22 protein-coding genes are annotated in these 24,928 nt (G+C 34.7%); 10 read left to right on the top strand and 12 right to left on the bottom strand.

Annotated features, from left to right (window positions below):
• Positions 1 to 2: 2 nt before the first annotated feature.
• A complete protein-coding gene (locus BM296_RS08215; RefSeq protein WP_231500495.1) occupies positions 3 to 926 on the bottom strand; it encodes an AraC family transcriptional regulator in 924 nt (307 codons plus the stop codon).
• 180 nt (positions 927 to 1,106) lie between these two features.
• Here BM296_RS08215 and exaC point away from each other — a divergent pair, with 180 nt between their 5' ends.
• The 7 genes from exaC to BM296_RS08180 all read left to right on the top strand — a co-directional run bounded on the left by exaC (position 1,107) and on the right by BM296_RS08180 (position 6,719).
• Entirely contained in the window at positions 1,107 to 2,630 is a 1,524-nt protein-coding gene (exaC, locus tag BM296_RS08210; protein ID WP_091902606.1) for an acetaldehyde dehydrogenase ExaC, read from the top strand.
• A 13-nt stretch (positions 2,631 to 2,643) separates the two neighbouring features.
• The gene (locus BM296_RS08205; protein WP_027064666.1) at positions 2,644 to 3,018 is read left to right on the top strand and encodes a DUF779 domain-containing protein; all 375 of its coding nucleotides are present in this window, start codon (positions 2,644 to 2,646) and stop codon (positions 3,016 to 3,018) included.
• Between the two features lie 116 nt (positions 3,019 to 3,134).
• Complete coding sequence (gene yidD / locus BM296_RS08200; protein WP_081819430.1) at positions 3,135 to 3,356, top strand: membrane protein insertion efficiency factor YidD; 222 nt, start codon at positions 3,135 to 3,137, stop codon at positions 3,354 to 3,356.
• A gap of 120 nt (positions 3,357 to 3,476) precedes the next feature.
• Positions 3,477 to 4,439: a prolipoprotein diacylglyceryl transferase gene (lgt, locus tag BM296_RS08195; protein WP_091902605.1), complete on the top strand. Its 963-nt coding sequence runs from the start codon at positions 3,477 to 3,479 to the stop codon at positions 4,437 to 4,439.
• 47 nt (positions 4,440 to 4,486) lie between these two features.
• Positions 4,487 to 4,933: a DUF192 domain-containing protein gene (locus BM296_RS08190; RefSeq protein WP_245786984.1), complete on the top strand. Its 447-nt coding sequence runs from the start codon at positions 4,487 to 4,489 to the stop codon at positions 4,931 to 4,933.
• A 37-nt stretch (positions 4,934 to 4,970) separates the two neighbouring features.
• Positions 4,971 to 5,492 carry a GNAT family N-acetyltransferase gene (locus BM296_RS08185; RefSeq protein WP_091902603.1) on the top strand — a complete coding sequence of 174 codons (522 nt, stop codon included), beginning with the start codon at positions 4,971 to 4,973 and terminating at the stop codon, positions 5,490 to 5,492.
• Positions 5,493 to 5,567: 75 nt separating this feature from the next.
• Positions 5,568 to 6,719, top strand: a complete 1,152-nt coding sequence (locus BM296_RS08180; RefSeq protein ID WP_245786983.1) for an ATP-binding cassette domain-containing protein — start codon at positions 5,568 to 5,570, stop codon at positions 6,717 to 6,719.
• A 68-nt stretch (positions 6,720 to 6,787) separates the two neighbouring features.
• Here BM296_RS08180 and secDF read toward each other — a convergent pair whose 3' ends face one another.
• The 3 genes from secDF to BM296_RS08165 all read right to left on the bottom strand — a co-directional run bounded on the left by secDF (position 6,788) and on the right by BM296_RS08165 (position 11,548).
• A complete protein-coding gene (secDF, locus tag BM296_RS08175) occupies positions 6,788 to 9,757 on the bottom strand; it encodes a protein translocase subunit SecDF (RefSeq protein ID WP_091902601.1) in 2,970 nt (989 codons plus the stop codon).
• 108 nt (positions 9,758 to 9,865) lie between these two features.
• Complete coding sequence (locus BM296_RS08170) at positions 9,866 to 10,483, bottom strand: hypothetical protein (RefSeq protein ID WP_091902600.1); 618 nt, start codon at positions 10,481 to 10,483, stop codon at positions 9,866 to 9,868.
• Positions 10,484 to 10,621: 138 nt separating this feature from the next.
• Positions 10,622 to 11,548 carry a malate dehydrogenase gene (locus BM296_RS08165; RefSeq protein WP_091902599.1) on the bottom strand — a complete coding sequence of 309 codons (927 nt, stop codon included), beginning with the start codon at positions 11,546 to 11,548 and terminating at the stop codon, positions 10,622 to 10,624.
• A gap of 290 nt (positions 11,549 to 11,838) precedes the next feature.
• On the opposite strand from BM296_RS08165, the gene BM296_RS08160 reads away from it, so the two are divergent.
• The gene (locus BM296_RS08160) at positions 11,839 to 12,216 is read left to right on the top strand and encodes a hypothetical protein (RefSeq protein WP_036145588.1); all 378 of its coding nucleotides are present in this window, start codon (positions 11,839 to 11,841) and stop codon (positions 12,214 to 12,216) included.
• Positions 12,217 to 12,399: 183 nt separating this feature from the next.
• Here BM296_RS08160 and BM296_RS08155 read toward each other — a convergent pair whose 3' ends face one another.
• On the bottom strand, positions 12,400 to 13,416 hold the full coding sequence (locus tag BM296_RS08155; RefSeq protein ID WP_091902598.1) for a DUF6588 family protein: 1,017 nt from the start codon (positions 13,414 to 13,416) through the stop codon (positions 12,400 to 12,402).
• A gap of 71 nt (positions 13,417 to 13,487) precedes the next feature.
• Positions 13,488 to 15,428, bottom strand: coding sequence for a DNA topoisomerase (ATP-hydrolyzing) subunit B (gene gyrB / locus BM296_RS08150; protein ID WP_091902597.1), 1,941 nt, complete (start codon positions 15,426 to 15,428; stop codon positions 13,488 to 13,490).
• 408 nt (positions 15,429 to 15,836) lie between these two features.
• On the opposite strand from gyrB, the gene BM296_RS08145 reads away from it, so the two are divergent.
• Positions 15,837 to 16,022, top strand: coding sequence for a CsbD family protein (locus BM296_RS08145; protein WP_027064677.1), 186 nt, complete (start codon positions 15,837 to 15,839; stop codon positions 16,020 to 16,022).
• Positions 16,023 to 16,110: 88 nt separating this feature from the next.
• Here the strand turns inward: BM296_RS08145 and asnB are convergent, their stop codons facing one another.
• Positions 16,111 to 17,784 (bottom strand): asparagine synthase B, encoded by a 1,674-nt coding sequence (gene asnB / locus BM296_RS08140; RefSeq protein WP_027064678.1) that lies wholly within the window; start codon positions 17,782 to 17,784, stop codon positions 16,111 to 16,113.
• A 245-nt stretch (positions 17,785 to 18,029) separates the two neighbouring features.
• Here asnB and BM296_RS08135 point away from each other — a divergent pair, with 245 nt between their 5' ends.
• Positions 18,030 to 18,569 (top strand): DUF2911 domain-containing protein, encoded by a 540-nt coding sequence (locus BM296_RS08135; protein ID WP_091902596.1) that lies wholly within the window; start codon positions 18,030 to 18,032, stop codon positions 18,567 to 18,569.
• A gap of 68 nt (positions 18,570 to 18,637) precedes the next feature.
• Here the strand turns inward: BM296_RS08135 and BM296_RS08130 are convergent, their stop codons facing one another.
• The 5 genes from BM296_RS08130 to BM296_RS08110 all read right to left on the bottom strand — a co-directional run bounded on the left by BM296_RS08130 (position 18,638) and on the right by BM296_RS08110 (position 24,910).
• On the bottom strand, positions 18,638 to 20,263 hold the full coding sequence (locus BM296_RS08130; protein WP_394365299.1) for an amidohydrolase: 1,626 nt from the start codon (positions 20,261 to 20,263) through the stop codon (positions 18,638 to 18,640).
• A 98-nt stretch (positions 20,264 to 20,361) separates the two neighbouring features.
• On the bottom strand, positions 20,362 to 20,790 hold the full coding sequence (locus BM296_RS08125) for a hypothetical protein (RefSeq protein WP_091902594.1): 429 nt from the start codon (positions 20,788 to 20,790) through the stop codon (positions 20,362 to 20,364).
• A 77-nt stretch (positions 20,791 to 20,867) separates the two neighbouring features.
• Positions 20,868 to 22,685, bottom strand: a complete 1,818-nt coding sequence (locus BM296_RS08120; RefSeq protein ID WP_091902593.1) for a DUF885 domain-containing protein — start codon at positions 22,683 to 22,685, stop codon at positions 20,868 to 20,870.
• A gap of 78 nt (positions 22,686 to 22,763) precedes the next feature.
• On the bottom strand, positions 22,764 to 23,525 hold the full coding sequence (locus BM296_RS08115) for an NYN domain-containing protein (RefSeq protein WP_027064683.1): 762 nt from the start codon (positions 23,523 to 23,525) through the stop codon (positions 22,764 to 22,766).
• Between the two features lie 80 nt (positions 23,526 to 23,605).
• The gene (locus tag BM296_RS08110) at positions 23,606 to 24,910 is read right to left on the bottom strand and encodes an MFS transporter (protein WP_091902592.1); all 1,305 of its coding nucleotides are present in this window, start codon (positions 24,908 to 24,910) and stop codon (positions 23,606 to 23,608) included.
• Positions 24,911 to 24,928: the final 18 nt, after the last annotated feature.

Below are 24,928 nucleotides of genomic sequence, written 5' to 3'. Positions count from 1 at the left end.
TATTAATCTAAAAATCTAGATTTTTGTATTTTAGACTGGTATTCGCCAGGTGCTAAGTTTTGCCTTGTTTTGAATACTCTATTAAAATAGGACCTACTTTCAAATCCGCAGTCCAGATATACATCTTTAATACTTCTACTTGGGTCTTGCAATAACCCAACTGCTAATTTTATTCTCTCGTTATTAATAAATTCAACAGGAGAAATACCCAGCTCTAATTTAAACGTTCTATAAAAATGAGATGGACTCATACAGGCTATTTTACTAAGATCATCCACTTGTATAGCTTTATGAACATTATCTCTAATATATCTAATGACCTCGGTTAACCTACTTTCTTTCTTAATGGTCAAGGTTGCATTACTATATATTTTACGTTCGTTAGTCTGCAATATTCTAATAATAAGTTCACGCAACATGTTATCAACGAACAAGTCTTTTGAAGGATGGTCTTCAGAAAACAAAAACAATAGGCGCTGTATAATTTGAAAAATTCCTCTATCGTTTACAAAATGAAAATTATAATCCATTAATCCCCATGGCTCTTTGGTACTCTTGGGCATGTTTTCATTCATAAACTCTAATACTTTTTTAATCTTATCTTCTGAAATGGCCATAGCTAAACACCTCGTAGGATTTTTTGCCATAGCCTCAGGAAAATCAATGCACATGCCTTCATTGGCTGGCAATACTAAAGATTCTCCAGGTAAAAAATCAAATGATTCAAAATCGCGCAGATGCATAATTTTCTTTCCTTGAATCATACTTGCTAAAACAGGTTGTTCAAATTTCAATAAAACACTAGCTGCCTGTTCATGTGTTTCAAAAACATGCATAGCCGCATTATTCATGGTATAAGAGGTTTGGTTTTCCACCATTGTCTCTAAACGTCTTCCATTAAAGAAATTGTCGGATAATTGAATCACAGTTATTTTGATTTTATTTTATGGAATTTACAAAAATTTATACTTAAAAAAATCATAAAATCAATTATTGATAGAATAGTTCACATTATTCGTAGAATGCGTCAGATGTAATAAGAACTTGGTAAGTACATTTAGAATATCATAAAAACTTACATCTATTATTAACTTAAATCACATAATATGAGCACAACAGCAACTGTAGAAAAAGACGTACTTCAAAAACCTAAATTCAAAAATCAATACGAAAATTTTATTGGTGGAAAATGGGTGGCACCTAGCAAAGGTGAGTATTTTGATAATATTTCACCTGTAGACGGAAAAGCATTTACGAAAATACCAAGATCCACTGCGGAAGATATTGAGAAAGCTATTGATGCCGCATGGCAAGCAGCCCCATCATGGAATACCTCTTCTGCTACGGAGAGAAGTAATATGCTTTTAAAAATTGCAGATAAAATAGAACAAAATCTAGAAGTTTTAGCGAGAGCAGAAACTTGGGACAATGGTAAAGCCATACGTGAAACCAGAGCTGCAGATTTACCTTTAGCAGTAGACCACTTTAGATACTTTGCAGGTGTTATTAGAGCAGAAGAAGGATCGGTCAGTGAATTAGATTCTAACACGGTCGCTTTAAATGTAACAGAACCACTTGGTGTCGTCGGTCAAATTATTCCTTGGAATTTCCCTTTATTAATGGCTACATGGAAATTAGCACCAGCACTGGCGGCTGGTAACTGTGTTGTTCTCAAGCCTGCAGAACAAACACCAGTGGGCATTCTTATTCTTATGGAGATTATTGAAGGTATCTTGCCAGATGGCGTACTAAATGTTGTAAATGGATTTGGAGCAGAAGCAGGAAAGCCACTAGCATCAAGCCCAAGAATTGACAAGATTGCTTTTACCGGAGAAACCACCACCGGACAATTAATTATGCAATACGCTTCCAAAAATATCACTCCCGTAACCTTAGAACTTGGTGGTAAATCTCCAAATGTTTTCTTTGAGAGCATCATGGATGCCGATGATGAATTCTTCGATAAATGTTTAGAGGGCGCTAACATGTTTGCTTTAAACCAAGGTGAGGTATGTACATGTCCATCGAGAATGTTAGTACAGGAAAGCATCTATGATAAATTTATTGAACGAGTAATAGAACGCACAAAAGCAATTAAAATAGGACATCCGTTAGACCCTAATACAATGATGGGTGCACAGGCATCTAATGATCAGTTTGAGAAAATTCTAAACTATATTCAAATAGGAAAAGAAGAAGGTTGCGAAGTGCTAACCGGTGGTGATCAAGCTTATAATGAAGGATTAGAAGGTGGTTATTATGTACAACCTACCATCTTGAAAGGAAATAATAAGATGCGTGTTTTCCAAGAAGAAATATTTGGACCTGTTCTTTGTGTTACTACTTTTAAAGATGAGGCGGAAGCAATTGAAATAGCCAATGATACATTATATGGATTAGGTGCCGGAGTTTGGACACGAGATACACACCAAGCATATCAAATTTCCAGAGCCATTAAGGCAGGTAGAGTTTGGGTAAACTGCTACCACCTATACCCTGCACATGCTCCTTTCGGCGGATATAAAAAATCTGGTATTGGTAGAGAAAACCATAAAATGATGTTAGCACATTATCGTCAAACAAAAAACATGCTTATCTCTTACGATAAAAAGAAAATGGGATTCTTTTAATAACCGAAACAAGATGAAAACGAAACGAGTATTAGTAACCGAAAAAGCAGCTGCAGTTATTGCTGAACTCAAAGAAAAACATGGAGAACTCATGTTCCACCAAAGTGGTGGGTGTTGTGATGGGTCCGCCCCTATGTGTTTTGAGAAAGGCGATTTAATGCTAGATGATAACGATGTTTGTCTAGGCAATATAGAAGGCTGTGATTTTCATATGTCAAGAGATCAATATGAATATTGGAAACATACTCAGTTAACGCTTGATGTTACACCTGGTATCGGTTCAAGTTTTTCATTAGAAATACCAATGGGCATACGTTTTATTATTAAATCTAGACTGTATACTGAAAAAGAGGCAGAACACCTAGAACCGATCAGAATCGGAGCTTAAAAAGTGATTATTTAATGTAATGAAGTCCGGCTGTTAATCATCCGGACTTCTTCTTTTAAAGGGTTAGCACTTTTGTAGTAAATTTGTACTATCAATTATTCACTGTGAAGATATCTATCAAAAAAATACTGATTACGCCTTTTGTATTACTTGTTCGTTTTTACCAGCTGGCCATATCACCATATACGCCTGCTACCTGCAGGTACTCCCCTACTTGCTCGCAATATACATTAGAAGCTTTAAAAAAACATGGGCTATTTAAAGGAGGTTGGCTTGCGACAAAACGCATATTTAGCTGCAATCCCTGGGGTGGTAAAGGGTACGATCCCGTTCCATGAACGGGAAATATTAATTCATTCTTAAAACAGCAACTTTCTATAATATTTATGACAACTCTATTTTTCAAAATCGATTTGTCTAATGGCTATTTCTTATCTTAGCCTTTCAAAATTCAACACATGCATTTCTTAGGAATTACTTGGAATCCGAATGAAACACTTTTCAATATCGGATTTATACAAATAAAGTATTACAATCTTCTTTGGATTACCGCCTTTGCATTAGGCTGGTTTCTTATGAAAAAGATTTTCCTTAACGAAAAAAAATCTATAGAACAATTAGATTCTCTTTTCATTTACACGGTTTTAAGTACCATGTTAGGTGCTAGATTAGGTCATGTTTTCTTCTATGATTGGGCATACTATTCTAACCACTTGGTAGAAATTTTAATTCCGGTTCGTGAAAGTGATTCTGGCAGCTTATTATTCGGGTTAATAAATGGCTATGAATTTACCGGTTTCACTGGCTTAGCAAGTCACGGTGCTACAATTGGTATTATCATTGGTACTTATTTGTATACAAGAAAATATCCGGAATTTAGCATGTTATGGATTTTTGACAGGATGGTTATACCTGTTGCCATTGGTTGCTTTTGTGTACGACTTGGAAATTTTTTCAATTCTGAAATAAATGGTAAAATAGTTGATGAAAATTTCATCTTTGCCACCAAATTCATTCGCGATTCTGATGACTTACACCCTTCAAAAGCTCTGGGCATTACAGGAGAAAAAACATTAAACGCAGCCTATGCCGCTATTGAAAACAATCCGCAATTTTCTCAGTATTTAGCCGAAATTCCTTACCGTCATCCGGCACAATTGTATGAAGGTATCGGTTATATTCTTATCTTCATTTTACTTTATTTCTTATACTGGAAGACAGACAAAAAGAACAAACCAGGTTACTTATTCGGCTTATTTTTTGTGTTGCTATGGACAGTACGTTTCTTCGTAGAATTCGTTAAGAAAAGTCAAGGTGGTTTTGAAGAATCGTTAGGATTACTTTCCACAGGTCAGTGGTTAAGTATACCATTTATTATTATTGGGTTTTATTTTATGTTCAGAAAAACAAAAACTGCTTAATGTTTAATAAAATCAACAAGAGCTGGGTTTTTATAATAACATTGTCAATGCTAGTTTTTTCTTGTAAAGAAGATTCTAAAAAAACTATAGCTACTCAAAATATTGAATTCACGCATGAAGGGGACTTAACCGTTTACTTAAATGCTAGCGACACCGTAAAAACTAAATTCAATATTGAATTTGCAGAAACTGAATATGAGACCCAAACGGGACTTATGTACAGAAAGGGAATGAAAAATAATCAAGGAATGCTGTTTATTTTTCCAGATGAATCTATGCATTCTTTTTATATGAAGAATACAGAGTTCCCTTTAGATATTATTTATATAAAAGAAAACCAAAGGATCGCCAGTTTTCAAGAAAATGCACAACCATTAAACGAAAACGGGTTATCGTCACAAGTTCCTATAAAATACGTACTCGAAGTTAATAGTGGTTTAGCGCAAGAATTGGGGCTATCTATAGGTGATAGCATAAGTTTCAATAGAAAGTAGCCCCAGCGTTCCTCTACTTATCTTATTTACTACAACAATGTCAGCATACTTATTGACCAGTGAAGAATCTGAACGGTTACTTTTTAAAAAAGTACAACCAGCTGATTTTGAAAAGTGGCTTCCATTTCACAAAGAACCTTTAAGTAGTCAATATTGGTCTGGTTTACCAAAAGACCCTAAAGTAGCCTGTCAAAAACAATTTGACAGAATCTTTGAGCGCTACAATGAAAATTTAGGCGGAATGAACGCACTATTTTTAAAGAATACCAACACTTTGGTTGGGCTTTGCGGTTTATTGGTACAACAAGTAGATGATAAACAAGAGTTAGAAATAGGCTATTCCATTCTTCCAAAATTCTGGAGGCAAGGTTTTGCTTTTGAAGCCGCAGAAAAATGCAAATTGGTAGCTTTTGAAAAACAATGGGCGAAAAGCCTAATTTCTATTATTCAGATCAATAATATCCCCTCGCAAAAGACAGCCTTAAAAAACGGAATGTTTTTAGACTTTACAACCACCTACCACAACAACGAAGTTCATATTTTTAGAATACATGCATAAATGAATCATTGGGTAATATATTTAGATAATAACTCTAACAAGAAAGGTTTTTTAAAAAATTTTCAAAAAGGGAAAATGCCTATAAATTTTCTTGAATTTGAAAATAAAACGGGAAAATTATTCTCCCCTTTTACTTTAGAAAAACTTATTGATGAAGAAGATAAGCATGATAAAAAAATTATTAGTACTGCGCATCAATCTCTTGAGAGCATGTCTAGTGGTGAACAAAAAAGAGCTTTATTACATCATTTACTAAGTAAAAACCCTGATTATATAATATTAGATAACCCTTTTGATAATTTAGATATAACTTTCCAAGCGCAACTAAAAGATATCCTTAAATCTCACTCTTCTTATATTTCGTTTATTCTATTAGCAAGTCGCAAGGCAGACACTCTTTCATTTATAAACAACTATGGAAAACTTGATAAGGATGAATTTTCTGTTATTAAAAATATAGAATTTAACGAAAACTCTTCAATTGAAGCCTTTAGCCAAGTTAGCATTCCAAATGCTATAACAACATATTCCGGTTTTCAAAATCCATTAATCAATTTCAAAAATGTAAATGTCGCTTACGGAGAGATAAGAATATTAAACAATATTAATTGGACAATTAACAAAGGTGATTTCTGGCAACTATCTGGTACTAATGGTAGTGGAAAATCTACCATTCTTTCCATGATTTTTGGAGACAACCCAAAAGCATTTGGGCAAGATATTTATCTCTTCGGAAACAAGAAAGGAAGCGGAGAAAGTGTTTGGGATATTAAAAACAAAATCGGTTATTACGCTCCTGCAATGACCAATAAATTCAACGGCAGGCACTCTATAGAAAATATGCTTATCTCTGGATTAACGGACTCTGTAGGACTCTATACGATACCAACAGAATTACAAAAAAGAATTGTGAAGCAGTGGCTAACCTTACTAGACCTACATGCCTTAAAGAATGCATATTTTAATACCTTATCTACAGGTAAGCAAAGATTGGTTATGACAGCCCGTGCTATGGTAAAAAGACCACCAATTTTAATCTTAGATGAACCAACGGCAGGTATGGATGATGATTCAGCTGCTTTATTGGTTGCATTGGTCAATAAATTCTCAGAAGAAACAGATACCGCTATAATCTTTGTTTCCCATAGAAAAGAAAAAGGTCTAAAACCCAAACGGATTTTAAACCTTATACCCAGTGAAAATGGATCTTTGGGTAAAATAATTTAATCTCATATTATAAAAATAAAAAAAGCCGTTCATTTCTGAACGGCTTTTTCTGCTTGAGTTAGTTGTATCTATTCTTGTTTTCCAGAAGTAATTTTCTTGCTTAATGCATCGAACATTACAGGAGTTGCAATAAACACCGATGAGTATGTACCTACAACTACACCAACGATCATTGCAAACATAAATCCTCTTAATGACTCTCCTCCAAAAATGAAGATAGCCAATAATACTACCAAGGTAGTTAACGAAGTATTTAATGTTCTACTCAACGTACTGTTTATAGCGTAATTGATATTTGAACCACCTTTCCAGCCACGTTCTGCCAATGTCTCACGAATACGGTCAAACACAACCACGGTATCATTCAATGAGTACCCGATTACGGTAAGAATCGCCGCTATAAATGCTTGATCAATTTCCATATTAAATGGCATTAATTTACCAAATATAGAGAACACTCCTAGTACTATCAATACATCATGGAATACTGCAATTACAGCACCCAATGAGAATTGCCATCTTCTAAATCTAAATAAGATATATAGGAATACTACTGCCAATGAACCTAAAATAGCTAAAAACGCATTTTTCTGAATATCATCTGCAATCGTAGGACCAACCTTAACCGATGCCAAAATACCAACAGCTTCAGCATCTACACCACCTAGTTTAAAAGCTTCTTTACTAATACCATCTGGCAAGTACTTTTGAAGAGATGCGTATAATTTATCCTGAATTTCAGTGTCAACTTCAATACCTTCAACATCTACTTTATAAGGTGTAGTAATTTTTACTTGGTTAGATTCACCGTAAGTTTTCACGTTTGTACCACTACCAAATACAGTATTTAATTCAGATGCTATTTCAGAAGGATTAACCGCTTGTTCAAAACGAACTGTATAAGAACGACCACCGATGAAATCTACACCTTTTTGTAATCCAGGTCCGAATAACAAAGAAAACAAACCAACAGCTACTAGTATACCAGAAAGTACATAAGCTATCTTTCTTTTTACCAAGAAATCGATATTGATTCCTTTGAAAAGATTTTTAGTGATAGCTGTAGAGAAATCTAAGCTTCTACCTTTTCCTCCAATATACCAATCAACTAATAAACGAGTGATGAATATTGCTGTAAATAGAGATGTTATAATACCTATTAATAATGTAGTTGCGAAACCTTTAATTGGTCCTGAACCAAAAATGAATAAGATAATTGCAGTTAAACCAGTTGTAATGTTCGCATCTAAAATAGAGGACAATGCATTACCAAAACCATCAGCAACCGCTTGACTCTTGCCTTTACCCTTAGCCAATTCTTCTTTAATACGCTCAAAGATCAGTACGTTAGCATCCACCGACATACCAATAGTTAAAACGATACCTGCAATACCAGGTAATGTTAATACCGCATTTAAGCTAGTTAACACACCAAAAATCAATAAGATGTTCAATAACAAAGCGACATCTGCAAAAACACCAGCCTTACCGTAGTATGCGATCATCCATAAAAGCACGATTGCCATAGCAATCAAGAAAGACATAAAACCACTGTCAATAGCTTCTTGTCCTAAAGAAGGACCAACAATTTCTGATTGAATAATCTCTGCAGAAGCAGGAAGTTTACCAGCTCTTAGTACGTTAGAAATATCTTTAGTTTCATTTACTGTAAAGTCACCCGTAATTTCTGAACGACCACCAGAGATAGGACCTGAAGAAACACCAGGAGCAGTATATACCTTGTTATCTAAAACAATAGCAATACCAGTTTGGTTAGTATATGCATCACCAGTTAATTTTTCCCATTCTTTGGCACCTTTAGTATTCATGGTCATAGAAACAGCTGGCTTGCTGAACTGATCGAAATCTGCTCTAGCATCACTAACTACATCACCACTAATTCTTGGCGTACCATCACGATTTGATTTTAAAGCATATAAATCTATTACTTCGGTATCTTCAGTTGATGGTCTTTCCCATACAAATTTTGTAAACTGAATATCAGCAGGCAACAACCTTCTAATTTCTGGCATTCTTAAGTACGAGCCAATTGTTGCCGTATCTTTAATAGCAGCACGAAACATTGCATTACTTCCTGGGTTAGCAGGAATCAATAATTCGTATAACGGATTTACTTGAGTAGCTAAATCTAAAGAATCTGCAGATACATCAGATAATAACGAATCTAATTCTGTTTCCTCTTTAACTTGTTCCGGTTGCTTAACCTCAACAATCGTCTTTAATTTTTCGTTTGCTTGAATAAGAAAAGTACTAAAACTTGTATTGCTCTGTTTGTATGTTTCCCAAAATTCTAATTGAGCAGTACTTGATAATAAGTCTTGTGCACGAGCGATATCTCTAGCACCTGGTAATTCAACCAAAATACGACCAGAATTTCCTTCTCTTTGAATATTTGGTTGGGTAACACCAAAACCATCTATACGTTCTCTTAGTACTTCAAAAGCAGAAACTATAGACTCATCTATTTTTCTACGGATGATAGGCTTAACCTCATCATCAGACATTTGAAAATTAATTTCATCACTAAGACCTTTGTTTGCGAAGATATCTGGTGAAGCTAATTTAGTTTCTCCCTTAATCTTATCGAAAGCTTCAAAAAACAAATCGATATATGTATCATCACTACTTTTAGAAGCAACATCTGCATCAGCCAATGCTTTATTAAAAACTGGGCTTTTTGTATTGTTAGCCAAACCTTTAAGGATATCCTTAATAGAAATCTGTAACGTTACGTTGATACCACCTTTAAGGTCAAGACCTTTATTTAATTCCTTCTTTTTTGCTTCATGATAATTAGTATACCCTAAAATGGTATTGTTACCAATTGAATCTAGGTAGTTTGCAGCTACAATTTCTCTTTGCGCTATATAACCATCTTCTGCTTCCGAAACACGGCTTGCAGCAAAGACATTCGCCTCTTTTTCTACTTTACTTGTTATGAAAGTATAGGATAGCTGGTAGATACTAACTAACCCAAATAATAAAGCAAAAAGCTTTATAAGTCCTTTGTTTTGCATTTGTAATAATTTAATTTATGTTGATTATTGTTTTGAATATTTTTAAAATCTAAAACAAATTACTTTTACGCAAAGTAATTACGTTCCTTAGTGAAATTTTTAGCGGAATTAGCTATTCCCATAAACATTAGGTCCTGCCCTAACTTCTGGAATAATTGGTGAAGTATTATCTATTGCAATTGCAATGTTTCTATTAATCTTAAAAGCTACATTAACAACAGTTTCTTGTTTAAAAACAATTGTATTGTTATAATGTAGAGTTACCGGGCTATAAAATCTACTATAGTCTTGCTTTTGAATTAAAACAAGATTTGCTTGTAACTTAAATCCTCCCTCAGCTTGCTGATGAAGATCCGATACTACTAGGTTATATTTTTCCGGAAGTTGTTCATTTGGGTAATCTGAAGGAAATTCATCTTCATTTGTTAATGACAGTTGGTCTTCTTGAGAAAGAAACTCTTCAACTCTTATTGCATCAACATCACTATAATAACGAATACTTAGTTGTCTGCCATCATTTTCTATGATTTCAATAGCATCAACACCCAATACTTGCAACTTCTTGGTTATAGCTGCCAAAACATCATCATGAGCACTTTCTGAAGCTAATTCTACATCAGTAAATTGTAATACAATTTGTTGATTAGAAGCCTTTGATTGCTCTTGACTTAGCCCGAATAAGGCTAGAATAATAATTAAAGTACTTACGCACCATTTTGCATTCATGCGGCAAATATAAAAAGAAAGATTATACTAGGTAGTCTATTTTCTACAATATAAATATTTCTAAAGCTCAACCTCTTACAAAAAGGAAGCCTTTATAGTTGAACTATAAAGGCTTCTTATTATATATGAGTATATGAACTACAACTCTAAAAGTCCGTTTGTTTTAGAAACTCCAGCGGCACTCTCTTTCATTTTTGCTTTTTCAGCATCACTAAGAGGAATATCTATTATTTTTTCAATTCCGTCTTTTCCTAAAATTACTGGAACACCAATACAGATATCATTTAAGCCATATTCACCATCTAACATTGTTGAACAAGGAAACATTTTCTTCTGATCACATGCAATTGCCTGTACCATAGAAGAAACTGCAGCACCTGGCGCGTACCATGCACTTGTACCTAATAATTTGGTTAAAGTTGCCCCACCTACTTTAGTATCGTCTGCAACTTGTTGCAATCTATCTTCTGACAAGAACTCAGAAACACGAATACTGTTTCTAGTTGCATGAGATGTTAATGGCACCATACCAGTATCACTATGACCACCTATTACCATACCGTCAATATCAGAAATAGGAGCTTCCATTGCTTCTGCTAAACGATATTTAAAACGTGCGCTATCTAAAGCACCACCCATACCTATAATTCTATTTTTAGGCAAACCAGTAGTCTTATGTACCAAATATGTCATAGTATCCATAGGGTTACTTACAACAATAATGATAACATTTGGAGAATGCTTTAAAAGGTTGCTTGATACTGTTTTTACGATACCTGCATTAATACCTATTAATTCTTCTCTAGTCATTCCTGGTTTTCTTGGAATACCAGAGGTAATTACAGCAATATGGCTATCGGCAGTTTTAGCATAATCATTAGTACTACCCGAGATTTTAGTATCAAACCCCATCAATGATGCTGTCTGCATCAAATCCATAGCCTTACCTTCAGCATAACCTTCTTTAATATCCAAAATAACCACCTCTGACGCAAAATCTTTAATGGCAATGTATTCTGCACAACTAGCACCTACTGCACCAGCACCTACAACTGTAACTTTCATTTATTCTTATTTTATGAATTATTATATATAAAATGGAACGCCCACCCTATGTTTATTGAATTTTCACTCCAAAAATAGGTATTTATTGATAAAATATGCTATCGGACCTGTGATTTAATTACTCTTGAAAGCCCTAAAAAACATCGATAAAATACACGTCTTGTTAAAAAAAATTGCGCTTTAACGAAGAAATCGTCAAATAGTTACCATACGTCGAATTAAAGTAATAACACAAAATTCATCACGTTAATAACTGTGGATCCCAAATCCAAAATTAAATTAACCTACTTATGACTAAGAAGTTCCTCTCTTTGTTGGCCATTTGTGCCATAGTGTTGCTTGCAAACTGTTCTAGGATAGAACAGAATACCGACCCCATTATTGGGATATGGTCTCAATCTAACACTATTACAACAGAAAATTCTGCGAAACAAACCGTACGTAAAGAATGGATTTTCAATGATGTGTTCTTAGGAAGATATCATGAAATTGACGGCAATACCATTACCTTAAAAACAGATTTCAACTGGTCCAAGCAAGACGATATTTATACTGTAGAGTATAAAGGTCTTGACGGCAAGCCCAACAATGTAATTACCATTAAAGCTACTGAAGATGGATTCTATCTTCTAAAGAAAGATGGTGCTACATTGGCTATAAGGGAATAAACGATTTTAACAGGGCCATGGGAAAAAGGCTGTCCGGAGGGATCTGGGCAGTCTTTTTTATACCCATTGTTGTTCTAACTTAGCTTTTAAAAAGTATTACCTACGCTTATTTAAAGCACAAAAAAAGGTCCGACGGAATTAGAGATAATTTCTATCGGACCTTTTTAAATTTATAACTTGTCTTTATCTAAAACCGAAATTAATACCTACGGTTGCAGTATTAAACTCTCCTAAATTATATTCAGCGTTCAGCCTAAAAAAACCTAATTTTAGTTTAGTACCTAAAGTACCGGTTACACCACTCACCTTCTTGGTTATAGAAAAAGGATCTACATAGGTTTCTGATGCAAAAGGACCACTCGTTACCCTATAAGTTCCAAGAACATCAGTAACAGATTTTCCTGTAATATAATTAACACCGCCATAGAAATTAATTATTGGGAGTTTAGTTGAAACTACGCCACCAAATACCCAACTATTAATCTGTGCCTCTATTCGCTGATTTTCTCCATCTATTAGCCTTGCATTGGTCAGGTCATAATCACCACTAATATTAGTGTACCCAATAACTGCAGAAATAGCAACAGGTAAAATTTTATCTGCAGGCAATAATTTGGTAATATCATGTTGAATACCAATTCCGTATAAACCTATTGAAGCATCCTCGTATTCCATTTTAGGAAGAAATCTTGCTTTTATCTCTATCCCTTTTATCAAGCCTACACTTGCTTGCACATAGCCTGATGGAACGAAATTAATATCTTCACCAGCTAATCCTGATGGTAATTCAAACGTCTCTCGAACCGTAACACCCAATACTTCTCCTTCAACGAACATTTCTGTTCCTGAAATATCACCTAATGCAGTAGAAACCTCTCTTGCCACACCTGGATTATCAACAAAATCTAGATTCTCATAATCATTTGGATCTAAAAGAAAAGTCTTCTTATCCTCTTTATTTTTAAAACCAGTGATATTTCCAACTATCGAGATTTCAAACCCACCTAAAGGTTTTGCATCGGCCGTATTGTACCATCCTGTAGAAATACTATACACCACACTTTCAGAGAGTGGTTCCATATAATCGGTAGTAAATCTTTCTGCATCCTCTACGCCTGCTGATAGCACATTATTAAAGTCTGCTTGTGCGGTAGCCGTTATACAAGTTCCAAGAAAAACACAAGTAAGTAAATTTTTCATAATTGTAAATTTTCTTAAAACTAAAAAACCTGCGCCGTAGACGCAGGTTTTTGTTGTGTAAATGGTATTTTCTATGTGTCAATGTTTGCATAAACAGCATTTTTCTCAATAAATTCTCTTCTAGGCGGTACTTCATCACCCATAAGCATTGAGAAAACACGATCTGTTTCTGTCGCATTATCAATTTGAATTAGACGTAAGGTTCTAAACTCAGGGTTCATAGTAGTATCCCACAATTGCTCGGCGTTCATTTCCCCAAGACCTTTGTATCGTTGAATACTAACTCCACCACTGTAGCTTTCAGCAATTTCGTCACGCTCTTTATCACTCCAAGCGTATCTCTTTTTCTGACCTTTTTTCACTAAGTATAATGGCGGCGTTGCAATATAAACGTGACCACTCTCAATCAACTCTCGCATATAACGGAAGAAGAAGGTCAATATTAATGTTTCAATATGGCTACCATCGACATCGGCATCACACATGATGACTACCTTATGATATCTTAGTTTAGCAAGATTCAATGCCTTACTATCTTCTTCTGTACCAATGGTAACACCCAAAGCAGTATACATATTCTTGATTTCTTCATTTTCAAAAACCTTATGTTGCATGGCTTTTTCAACGTTCAAAATCTTACCTCTTAAAGGAAGAATCGCTTGAAAATTACGATCACGACCCATTTTTGCGGTACCACCCGCCGAATCTCCCTCGACAAGGAATATTTCACATTTTTCAGGATCTTGTTCAGAACAATCTGATAATTTACCTGGTAATCCGCCACCGCTCATAACATTCTTACGCTGTACCATTTCACGCGCTTTAGAAGCTGCGTGTCTAGCCTGAGCTGCAAGAATTACTTTTTGAACGATAATTTTAGCATCATCTGGATGCTCCTCTAGGTAATTGGTCAACATTTCCGATACAGCTTGACTAACAGCCGCAGAAACCTCACGGTTACCTAATTTAGTTTTAGTTTGACCTTCAAATTGAGGTTCAGAAACTTTTACGGAAACAATTGCAGTTAAACCTTCGCGGAAATCATCTCCTTGAATTTCAAACTTTAATTTATCCAACATTCCAGAAGCATCTGCATATTTCTTTAAAGTAGAAGTTAAACCTCTTCTAAAACCAGATAAATGCGTACCACCTTCGTGTGTATTAATATTGTTTACGTACGAGTGTAAATTTTCAGTATAACTCGTATTATAAATCATTGCAACCTCAACAGGAATATCATTCTTTTCCCCTTCCATTGCAATAACATCTTGAATCAAAGACTCACGGTTACCATCTAAAAACTTAACAAACTCTTTAAGACCTTCATCAGAATAAAAAGTTTCACCAACATATTCCCCTTTTTCGTCTTTCTGACGCTTATCGGTAATAGAAATGGTTACCCCTTTATTCAAGAAAGAAAGCTCACGCATTCTATTGGCTAAAGTCTCATAGCTATATTCTATTGTTTGAGTGAATATGGTATCATCTGGGTGAAAAGTTACCTCTGTACCTCTTTCTGTAGTTTCGCCAATACGTTTTACAGGATACAAAGCCTTACCTCTAGAATATTCTTGCTGCCAAATAACACCTTCCTTAAATACCTTTGCAGACAAATGATCAGAAAGTGCATTAACACAAGAAACACCAACCCCGTGAAGACCACCAGAAACTTTATAAGAATCTTTATCAAATTTACCACCCGCACCAATTTTGGTCATTACGACCTGTAATGCAGATACACCTTCTTTTTTATGAAGATCAACAGGTATACCCCTACCGTTATCTTTTGTGGTTATGGAATTATCTTCGTTTATGATTACGCTAATAGTGTCACAATGACCACCCATAGCCTCATCAATAGAGTTATCTACTACTTCATATACCAAATGGTGCAAACCACGGACCCCAACATCACCTATATACATGGATGGACGCATACGTACGTGCTCCATTCCCTCTAAGGCCTGAATACTATCTGCCGAATAATTTTTCTTATTTGCTTCTTCGCTCATAAAATTAAGGTTGTTTTACTTCAAATTTTGCAATCTTACAAATATACGCAATACCCCATGAAATATGGACTTTCTAGCAATTGAGCAATTGTAAGTTATCAACAATTATTGTGGAAAATTACAGTCTGTTCTTTAAAACACAGAATAGACATAACTATTGAATCCTCATTTATTTAGGTAAAACGATAAAAGAATACTGCAATTCCCGATATAACTTCGAAATTGAGCCAGTACAATTACATTTTCATCTCAAGAAATCCATTTAAAAATTAATGATCTCTTAACAATCCCAGCCCATAATTAACGGTATCAAAATCAATGTGTGCGCTATCGATTGAATACTAAAAATATTAAGATTTCATTTACATATCGATACTAACTTAGCTATAAATCTTAAAACAATATATCATGAATGAAGAGCAATTTAAAGGGAAATGGAATATAGCAAAAGGTAAGCTTAAACAACAATATGCAGACCTTACAGATGATGACCTAAAGTACGCTGAAGGTAAATCTGATGAATTACTTGGTAGAATACAAGAAAAGACCGGAGAGTCTAAAGAAAAATTAAAGCAAATGATAGACAATATGTAAAACATTAGATTCATATGTGCTATAAAAAGTAACCCCGTCTACTAAGTAGACGGGGTTTTAACAATAGATACTATGACTAATTCAAACCCTATTGTTTAACATATGCATCTGAATGAACATTTGCTACAGCTCTACCAGAAGGATCGTTCATGTTTTTGAAAGCTGCATCCCACTCTAAAGCAATTTGGGTACTACAAGCTACAGAAGCTTCCTGTGGCACACACAAAGCAGCTGCATCTGAAGGGAAATGCTCTTCGAATATAGAACGATAGTAAAATTCTTCTTTTGATGTTGGTGTTTGAAGAGGGAATCTGAATTTAGCATTTGCCAACTGTTCGTCACTTACTTCTTCGTTAACCACTACTTTCAAGGTATCAATCCAGCTATATCCTACACCATCAGAAAATTGTTCTTTCTGTCTCCATGCCACACTTTCTGGCAACATATCTTCAAAAGCTTTACGAACAACCCATTTCTCCATACGCTCACCGTTGATCATTTTATCTTGTGGGTTAATACGCATAGCTACATCCATAAATTCTTTATCCAAGAACGGAACTCTACCTTCTATACCCCAAGATGCCAAAGATTTGTTTGCACGCAAACAATCATACATATGAAGCTTGCTTAATTTACGAACGGTCTCTTCATGAAATTCTTTAGCATTTGGTGCCTTATGAAAATATAAATATCCACCGAACAGTTCATCTGCTCCTTCACCTGACAATACCATTTTTATCCCCATCGACTTAATAACACGAGCCATTAAATACATAGGCGTAGAAGCACGAATTGTAGTAATATCATAAGTCTCTAAGTTATACACTACATCTTTTATAGCATCTAAACCTTCTTGAATAGTAAACTTAATTTCATGGTGTACTGTACCAATATGATCTGCAACTTTTTGAGCAGCTGCTAAATCTGGTGATCCATCTAGTCCAACAGAAAAAGAATGCAATTGTGGATACCAAGCATCTGTAGTATCACCACTTTCAATACGCTTTTGGGCATATTTTTTAGCGATGGCAGAGGTTACAGAAGAATCTAAACCACCTGATAATAATACACCATAAGGTACATCTGACATTAACTGTCTGTGAACAGCTGCTTCTAATGCTTCTTTAATCTCTTGTATACTAGTTGCGTTATCTTTTACCGCATCATACTCCATCCAATCTCTAGAGTACCATCTTTTTAATTCTCCGTCAGAACTATGTAAATAATGTCCTGGAGGGAACAATTCTATTTTGGTACATGTACCTTCTAAAGCTTTTAATTCAGAAGCAACATAAAATGTACCGTTCTTATCCCAGCCCATATACAATGGAATAATTCCCATGTGATCACGAGCCACAAAATATTCATCTTTTTCAGCATCATAAATAGTGAAGCCAAAAATACCATTCATCTCATCTAAAAAGTCTACTCCTTTTTCTTGGTATAAAGCCAAAATAACTTCACAATCAGACTCCGTTTGAAAATCGTACTTACCTTCAAATTGCTTACGTAACTCTCTATGATTATATATTTCACCATTGGCAGCTAATATCAATTTACCATTAGGACTCAATAAAGGTTGTTTTCCAGAAGCTGGATCAACAATAGCCAAACGCTCATGCGCCAATATAGCTTTATCATCTGCATAGATGCCACTCCAATCTGGACCTCTATGTCTTATTTTCTTTGACATTTCTAAAAGTTGAGGCCTAAGTACTTCTGTACTTTCCTTAACATCAAATGCACATACAATTCCACACATAATCTAATTATTATATCAATTCGAATACAAATATCTATTTATAGTTTCAATTAACAAACATATACTTGAATTATGCTTACATATTGTAATAATAAAAATGATATTCAGTTCAAATTCAAAGGTTTTTTAACTTTATTCTGTTTAAAACCTGTTGAAATGTAACTATCTAAAATTTAACTTCTTTTTATTAATAGGACTGTAAGGAACTGCTTAGTTTTATGACCTAGAAAACCAAAACAATTATTATGAAAAAAGTATTTACACTCGCAACATTAATTTTAGCCATAGTTTTAACCACTACGGTATCTGCTCAAGATTTCTCAGGAATCGACAAGAGCCCAATGGATATGGCTGCTTACCCAACAGATTACAAGGTATCTGAAAAGGCTGTTCGTATCATTTACGGAAGACCACAATTAAAAGGTCGTTCTATGGAAGAATTAGCTCCAACAGGAAAAGTTTGGAGAACAGGAGCAAATGAAGCTCCTGAAATTACATTTTACAAAGATGTAAAATTCGGTGGAAAAGATGTTAAAGCTGGTACATATTCATTATTCACTATACCAGGTGCAGACGAGTGGACAGTTATTTTAAACAAAAACTTAAACCAATGGGGTTCTTATTTTTACGATGAAGCTGCTGATGTTGCTCGTGTGACAGTGCCTAATGGTTCTGACACCTCATCTCTTGAAGAATTCTCTATCGCATTCAAAGATGCTAACGGTGGTGCTCAATTAGTAATGGGCTGGGACAAAACAAGAGTTGCTGTTCCTATTACTATGTAATTTAGCAATTCATATAAATTAAAAAAGCCTCGGTCATGGACCGAGGCTTTTTTTTTAAGCATATACTTTTATCTAACTATACCACTTATAAAAGTTTGTTCTGCACGAATGGTAGGAATTTCCTCTACCGGTACAGTCATCATATCTTTATCATAAATCACAAAATCGGCAAATTTTCCTGCCTCTATACTTCCTTTTTCATCTTCTTCAAAATTGGAATATGCTGCCCAAATTGTCATCCCTTTTAAGGCTTCTTCCCTAGACAATGCTTCATCCATTTGAAAACCTCCTTTTGGATACCCACTAGTGTCCATACGAGCAACTGCTGCGTAGAAAGTTAAAAACGGACTTACATTTTCTACAGGAAAATCGGTTCCTAAAGCTATGGTTCCCGCTTTATTCAACAATGTTTTATAGGCATAAGCACCTTTTACGCGTTCTCCCAAGCGGTCTTCAGCCCAATACATATCGCTAGTTGCATGTGTTGGTTGTACCGAAGGAATAATACCATCTTCAAAATAATCAAAATCCCCCTCTGTTAATACTTGAGCGTGTTCAATTTTCCATCGCCTATCAGATTTACCTTGCAACACTTTTTTATAGGCTCTTAATACCGCAATATTGGCAGAATCGCCAATAGCATGCGTATTCATTTGATATTCTGATAATGCAAGTTTTTCTGCCAAAGCCTCAATATCTTCAACGGGAGTAATCATAGCTCCAAAATGACCAGGCAAATCACTATACTCTTCTTTTAGCGCAGCCCCTCTAGAACCTAAAGCTCCATCACCATAAACCTTTATAGACCTAACATTTAATCTATCAGTTTTTATAGGACCTTTATTTATAAAATAATCTACATCTTCTTTATTATTGCTTACCATAGCATATACCCTAATTGACAATTCGCCAGCTTGCTGAAGACTATCGATCAATTCTATAGTACTTCTACTTAAACCTGCATCGTTAACGGTGGTAAGTCCATGGTTTAAACTAATTCTCTCCGCATCTTTCAACGCCTTAATATTATCTTCTAGAGATGGCAATGGCATTATACTATCAATAAGCGTCATTGGGTTGTCTACTAAAATTCCAGTAATACCAGAAAAACCATTCTTCCATAATTTTACGATTTCACCACCTTCAACTTTGGTACTCCAATCTATACCAGCCATATCTAAAGCCTTTTGGTTTACCAAATAGGCGTGACCATCCACACGTTCTAAGGCAACAGGTATATCTGGAAAAATAGTATCTAATTGTGCTTTGGTCGGAAATTCCTTTATTTCCCAATCATTCTGATCCCAACCTCTACCTCTAACAAACGACTTTGGGTTGGCAGTATGAAAAGCCCTTACACGCTCCAACACCTCTTTAAAACTTGTAGTTCCTACTAAATCTACTATTTGCTGGGTAAGTCCTAATCCATAAAAATGGCAATGTGCATCAATTAAACCAGGGGTAATTGCCCTACCATCTGCATCAATTAACTGATCAGAAGTATACACATCTCTAATTTCATCTGTAGTACCAACGGCAATAAATTTACCATCTTGCACAGCAAATGCTTGTGCTTCAGAAAAAGAATCATCAACAGTATAAACCTTAGCGTTTACAATAACAAGGTCAACTTTCTCTTTCATGAGTTCGCAACCAGACAACAATACAAGTAGAACAGGAAGTAGTTTTTTCAAAATAGAATAGTTAGTTAGCAAAATCATTAAAGCATGGGCATACCACCCTCTTTAAATTATATTGAAAACTAAGTATTTTTTTGGAAAGATTTAAATCTTTAACGCCCTGGAATTTGACGCACTCCATAAATTTCACTGGAGCCTATTTCAGAAAAGGTCTCTCCCATAATTTTATCTCCTTTGACTATTAGCACAAAAGAAACACGTTTTAATCCTTCAAAATTTACATTGAAATCAATGCCGTTTTCAGTTACAATTACATCTTGACCTGTTAGTATACCTGTAGATAATTTTAAGGCCACATCATAAGAGTCTTCTTTTTGAGTAATAAAGAATACCCCATTCTCATAAGGTGCATCAACATTAGACATCGAATATTTCCACACGCCCACTACAGAATCATTAGTAGTAGTTTCATTTAATATTTGTTGATTAGAATAGGTAGTTCTATTAGATTCAATTGTTGAAAATGAGCAAAAAACAAATACTAGTAGTACTCCTTGAAATATAAAACGGGTAATTTTCATTAATGGTTATGTTAACTATGTAAACTAAACGTCGATTTTATTTTTATATTTTATTTAATTGTAAGGCTTTAACTACATTATTTTTGTTGTAGTACAATCCAATTATTTATTTTTTCTTCCAATAAAACCAAAGGTAAACTACCTGAATTTAAAATTTGACTATGAAATTCCTTAATATTAAAATTAGAGCCTAAGCTTTTTTCTGCCTTCGTTCTTAATTCCCTAATTTTCAATTGACCCATTTTATAGGATAGGGCTTGACCTGGTGTTGCCATATAACGCTCAATTTCAGCAATTATACTTTCTTCAGATTCTGCTTCGTTATCAAGGGAGTATTCAATTGCTTTTTCTCTTGTCCAACCTTTAGCATGCAACCCCGTATCTACTACCAATCTTATTGCCCTATGCATCTCCATACTTAACATTCCAAAATATTGGTACGGATCAGTGTAAATACCCAACTCTTTACCTAACGATTCTGCATACAATGCCCAACCTTCTACAAAAACACCCATACTTTCTGGATGTAAAAATTCCGGCAGATTGGTATTCTCTTGCTGTAAGCTTAATTGAAAATGGTGTCCAGGTATAGCTTCATGTAAAAACAGCGCCTCATCATGCACAACGTTATATGATTTAGCATCAGGAATTGGAACATAAAATATACCGGCTCTAGATCCGTCTTTCGATCCTGGCACATACTCTGCACTTGCAGATGCTTCCCTAAAGGCTTCTGTTCTCCTGACATTAAAGCCAGCTTTAGGAGTTAGGTTAAATAATGAATCTATACGTAAGGCAATACGGTTATTTATAGCATTAAAACTTTCTATTACCTGTTCTGGTTTTGAAAATGGCATCAATTCTTTTTTATTTCTCAATGAATTAAAGAACGATTTTAAATCGCCTTTATAACCAATTTCATTTTTAACGGAATCCATTTCCTTTGAAATACGAGCCACTTCAGACAAGCCAAGTTCATGAATTTCATCAGCATTCATGTTGGTAGTCGTATGTAATTTTATTAAATATTGATATGTTTCTTTTCCATTAGGCAAATCTTGTAGTCCGTCCGTATCTCTGCAAACAGGTAAATATTCCTCTGTCAAAAATGTATTTAACATTTCATACTTTGGTGTCAGTTTATCTTTTATAAACGCTGCATAATTACTTGTTATAATGTCCATATCAACATCTGATAGTCCATCAGGGAAATTTAATACGGGCTGATAAAAAAGATTCTCTTCAAGTGGAACATCAATGAACGACCGAACTTGAGGCAACATTTTAAGCGTTAAAACCTTTGGCAAAACAACGCCCGTATCCATACCTCTTTTCATTTTATCAATGGAAGTATCTAAAAAAATCAAGTAATCATCTAACCTACTTAACCAATTGTTATAATCTTCTATGGATTTAAATGGCTGTACACTTACACCACTTGCTAATTGCGCAACATACAAATGCAAAGATTGTATTTGAAAAAGCGGCATTAATTCAAAACTTGGCAAGTCATAAATAGGAGATGCAACGGTAACCATAGGATTCATTACCCCTTCTAATTTAACAGTACAGTCCCACTCCATTACTCGCATACTCATATAATCTTCTGAACTTATTTGGGTAGAATCATATTTACCTAATTCATCTAAAAAGTAAGTGTAGCGGTCTTTTAAATGTAAGATGTAGTCGTCAGAAATATAGTTAGCTATGGTATCATTATATTTTGAATACCCAGCCTTTGTAGCCTCTATAGGATTGATGCTTTTCTTGAATTCATAAAACTCAGCAAAAACATCAGCTATAGGTTTTTGTATAATGGGTTTATCTTGCTTTGAAATATCCTTACAGGAATTAAAAACAACAATAAATAACAAAAGCCAAAGCGTACGAATCATGATGTCAGAATTTGTATGGAAAAATACAAAAACTAATAAGATTGTTCTGCTGCAATTTTACTGAAAAATGAAAACGATTTATTTTTTGGATTTAGAATTACCCTTCTCCTTAATTTTCACGTAAATTAATTTTTTACGCCCTTTGGAATCTTCACGACGTTCAATTTCAAAATGAGGAATTGAGTTGATTAATGGAGTTAATTTTTGAAAACCGTAGTTACGAGAATCAAAGTTTGGTTGCTTCTTTTGTAGTAAGCTACCAACATCACCTAAAAATGCCCAACCATCGTCATCTGCAACATCATCAATTGTAGTAGCTATAAAACGTAATGCTTTTGGGGTAATCTTATCAACAGTATTTTTTTCGGCAGGTGTCTTATCAGCTGTATCAGATGATTCTTCTTCAGTTCTGCTTTTAAGAATTTCTATATAAATAAACTTATCGCAAGCAACAATAAACGGATTAGGTGTTTTGCGTTCACCAATACCAAAGACCTGCATACCTGCTTCTCTTAATCTAGTAGCCAACCTAGTAAAATCACTATCACTACTAACAATACAAAAGCCATTAACCTTACCAGTATACAGAATATCCATAGCATCAATAATCATGGCAGAATCTGTAGCATTTTTCCCCTGGGTGTAACCATATTGTTGAATGGGAGTAATTGCATTTTCAAGCAATACATTTTTCCATTTTCCTAATCTTGGGTTGGTCCAATCACCATAAATACGTTTTATAGTTGGGTTGCCATATTTAGCAATCTCCTCCATCATTTCCTTTACGTAGGCAGACGGAATATTATCACCATCAATTAATACTGCTAAATTCAAATCCATTTGTACTATTTTACTGTAAAGATAAATCGATTTCTACTTGAACTGCAAGATGTTAAGCATTAAGTTTTCAAAATGACTACTTATTGCGGATTATCTGCCTTAACAGAGGCTATTACCAAAAATATTAAGAAAGCCAAACCTAAGTACCCTACCATTTTATAAGACCCAAATGTAGAGAGGCATAGACTAAAAATACTTGGTGCCAAAGCACTCGCTAAAATTAAAATACTCATTATTTTACCGGTAATACTACCCAAATGAGCCCTGCCAAAAAACCGAGGCCATGCCACTGCATTAAGCACTGCAAAGAATCCGCCAAGAATACCAAAACCAGCAATTAACATAGGTACACCAGCAGCCGTAGATAGAAACAAGAACCCTAAGGATGCTAAAAAACCACCAAGTAGCATAAGGTATAAATACAGTTTTAATGGTAAATAATCACTTAGAAAATTAAACAAAGTAGATACCGTTACCGCTACCATTGAGCCTGGTAAGAAAATAGCAATTGCATCCTCTTTCACAAAACCTTCATGAGTAAAAATTGATACTACATGAAAAGTTAGTCCAGTTATAAAAAAACTATTGAAAGCAAGGGTTAAACCATACATCCAGAAAGCCCTTTCTTTTTTTGCTTCTTCAAGTGTAAATTGTTTAGGAACTATTTTCTTCTCTTCCTCTTCTACAGTTAGTGATTTTGCGCCGTCTGGTAACAAACCATGTTTCTCAGGAGATATTTTATAAAAAGTATAAATAAACATACTAAAAACTAGTAAGCCAATTGCCAAAAACTGCCAAGTACTCTCCCAACCATATCCTTCAATTAAGGCATTTACCCATAATGGAGATGAAGAAAACCCAAAAGAAAGTGCTACGCTACTAAACGAATTTACCTTGCCTCTATTTTTATCGAACCATATCATGATTACATTTCGTGAAGCCATGGTCAATACACCTTGCCCAGCAAAACGCAATAAGAAAAAAAGGACCGTCATTAACGTAAAAGGTACCATCCATGTATCCACAGAAAGCACTTCTTTAATATATGAACTCATTACCGCAGACCATGAACATAAAAACAGGGTTACACCTAATGAAAGTGATGCAAAGAAAGCTACATATCTTGCGCCATAGACATCAAACCAAACTCCTGCCCTACCTATAACTAAAGAGCTAACAATGGTACCAATCATATAAGCATTACTAAACTGATTTCTAGAAAGCCCCAGTGCATCTTTTACCGGATCTGTAAAAACGGATACCCCAATTGTTTGCCCGGGAATACTACAATAGATACCAATTGTACCAATTACCAGAATTACATAACCATAAAAAACGGGACTTTTGGCTGGATCAATTAATGATTTTTTAAGGAAGTTTGACATAGAAAAATTACTACTACA

Source organism: Maribacter stanieri (assembly GCF_900112245.1).
Lineage (GTDB): Bacteria > Bacteroidota > Bacteroidia > Flavobacteriales > Flavobacteriaceae > Maribacter > Maribacter stanieri.
Note: the sequence above shows the minus strand (reverse complement) of the source record. Positions and strands in the feature narration are given on the sequence as shown.